Raw genomic sequence first — 2,331 nt, 5'->3', positions numbered from 1 at the left:
GGCCGAGGCCACCCGCGACACCGACGGCCAGTTCATCAACTCCTGCGGCGACGCGTTGAACCGCCCGACGCCCGACCGGGTTCGTCAACTGGTGGTCGAATGGGGAAAGCTCTACCCGCAGTTCGGCCCGGTCGCAGCGCTCAACATGGTCAAGTGCATCCACTGGCCCAGCGGCTCGCCGCCGCAGCCGCCCAAAAAGCTCAAGATCGACGTCATGTTGATGGGTGTGCAGAACGACCCGATCACCGGCTCGGAGGGCGTCGCCGCGACGGCCGCCACCATGATCAACGCGCGCGCGGCGAGCAAGCGGGTGATGTGGCAGGGCATCGGCCACGGCACCAGCATCTACTCGTCGTGTGCGGTGCCACCATTGATCGCCTATCTCAACAGCGGCAAGCTGCCCGACACCGACACCTACTGTCCGGCCTGACTTATCGCCGCGGATGAGCAGCGGTGTACGGTTCGCTCGTGACGGCAGCTGACTCCATCCGTACCGGCTGGCGCGACTCCGTGCTGGCCGCCTTTCGTCCGCGCACCGGCGCGCCCAGCGCCGCAACGGTGCTGAGGTCGGCGTTGTGGCCGGTGGCGATTCTCGCGGTGATCCACCGCAGCGTGGTGGTGACCACGAACGGCAACATCACCGACGACTTCAAGCCGGTCTATCGCGCGGTGCTGAACTTCCGGCACGGCTGGGACATCTACAATGAACACTTCGACTACGTCGATCCGCATTTCCTGTATCCGCCTGGCGGCACCCTGCTGATGGCGCCGTTCGGATATCTGCCCTTCACGCCGTCGCGCTATCTGTTCATCTTGTGCAACACCGTGGCCATCCTGATTGCCTGGTATCTGTTGCTGCGGCTGTTCAACTACACGTTGGCTTCGGTGGCCGCTCCGGCTCTGCTGCTGGCGATGTTTTGCACCGAGAGCGTCACCAACACACTGGTATTCACCAACATCAACGGCTGTGTCCTGCTGGCCGAAGTGCTGTTCTTCCGCTGGCTGCTCGACGGCAAGACAAGCCATCAGTGGTGGGCCGGCATCGCGATCGGGTTGACGCTGGTGACCAAACCCTTGTTGGCGCCGCTGGTGTTGCTGCCGATGCTGAACCGCCAGTGGCGGGCGGTAATGGCCGCAGTCGTGCTGCCGCTGGTGTTGAACGCGGCCGCCTGGCCGTTGGTCAGTGACCCACAGGACTTCGTCACCCGCACGGTCCCCTACATCCTGGGCGTGCGGGACTACTTCAACAGCTCGATCGAGGGCAACGGCGTGTACTTCGGTTTGCCGACGTGGCTGATCCTGTTCCTGCGGATCGCGTTCACGCTGATCGCGATTGCCAGTCTGTGGCTGCTGTACCGCTACTACCGCACCCGCGACCAACTGTTCTGGATGGCCACGTCGTCTGGGGTGCTGTTGCTGTGGTCGTGGCTGGTGTTGTCGCTGGCTCAGGGCTACTACTCGATGATGCTGTTTCCGTTCTTGATGACGGTGGTGCTGCGCAACTCGGTGATCCGCAACTGGCCGGCGTGGCTTGGGGTGTACGGGTTTATGACGATGGACCGCTGGCTGCTGTTCAACTGGATGGGCGTCGGACGTCCGCTGGAATACCTGAAGATCACCTACGGCTGGTCGTTGCTGCTGATCGTGGTGTTCTCCGTGCTGTACTTCCGCTATCTGGACGCCAAGGCCGAGAACCGGCTGGATTCCGGGATCGATCCGGCGTGGCTGACGCCGGAGCGGCCGCGCAGCGCGGTGATCGCAAGCGCGGCGGAGCCCGAGCGCAGCGGGTCAGCGCCATCGGGACTAGCGTGAACGCATGACCTCTTTCCAGCCGAAAGTCCAGCTGAGCGACGACGAATGGCGGCAGAAGCTCACGCCCGAGGAGTTCGCGGTGCTGCGCCGCGCCGGCACCGAGCCGCCGTTCACCGGTGAGTACACCGACACCAAGACCGAAGGCGTCTATCAGTGCCGGGCGTGTGGGGCCGAATTGTTCCGCAGCACCGAGAAATTCGAATCGCATTGCGGCTGGCCGTCGTTCTTCGATCCGGTGGACTCCGACGCGGTGATCCTGCGCCACGACGATTCGATGGGGATGCGTCGTACCGAGGTGCTGTGCGCCAACTGCCATAGCCACTTGGGGCACGTGTTCACCGGCGAGGGATATCCGACCCCGACGGACCAGCGCTACTGCATCAACTCGATCTGTCTGCGGCTGGTGCCTTCGGGCTCGTAGGCGCCGCGACGCTTCTTTCCGCGACACTTAACCAGTTGCGACGACACGCCGGTTGGATTCAAGCGGTGGCTGCAGCGAATGTGGACGGGTCTGACAGT

The 2,331-nt window shown here is 63.7% G+C and carries 3 protein-coding genes; all 3 read left to right on the top strand.

Annotated elements, in window-relative coordinates; all coding sequences use genetic code 11:
* Positions 1-430, top strand: a 430-nt coding sequence (locus tag ACFE99_RS25080) for an alpha/beta hydrolase (protein WP_375489585.1), incomplete at its 5' end; no start/stop codon positions are given.
* 23 nt (positions 431-453) lie between these two features.
* Positions 454-1,812 (top strand): arabinofuranan 3-O-arabinosyltransferase, encoded by a 1,359-nt coding sequence (aftC, locus tag ACFE99_RS25075; RefSeq protein ID WP_375489583.1) that lies wholly within the window; start codon positions 454-456, stop codon positions 1,810-1,812.
* A 4-nt stretch (positions 1,813-1,816) separates the two neighbouring features.
* Positions 1,817-2,233, top strand: coding sequence for a peptide-methionine (R)-S-oxide reductase MsrB (gene msrB / locus ACFE99_RS25070; protein ID WP_375489581.1), 417 nt, complete (start codon positions 1,817-1,819; stop codon positions 2,231-2,233).
* The last annotated feature ends 98 nt before the right edge of the window (positions 2,234-2,331 follow it).

The sequence above is a fragment of the uncultured Mycobacterium sp. genome (assembly GCF_964249325.1).
Lineage (GTDB): Bacteria > Actinomycetota > Actinomycetes > Mycobacteriales > Mycobacteriaceae > Mycobacterium.
Note: the sequence above shows the minus strand (reverse complement) of the source record. Positions and strands in the feature narration are given on the sequence as shown.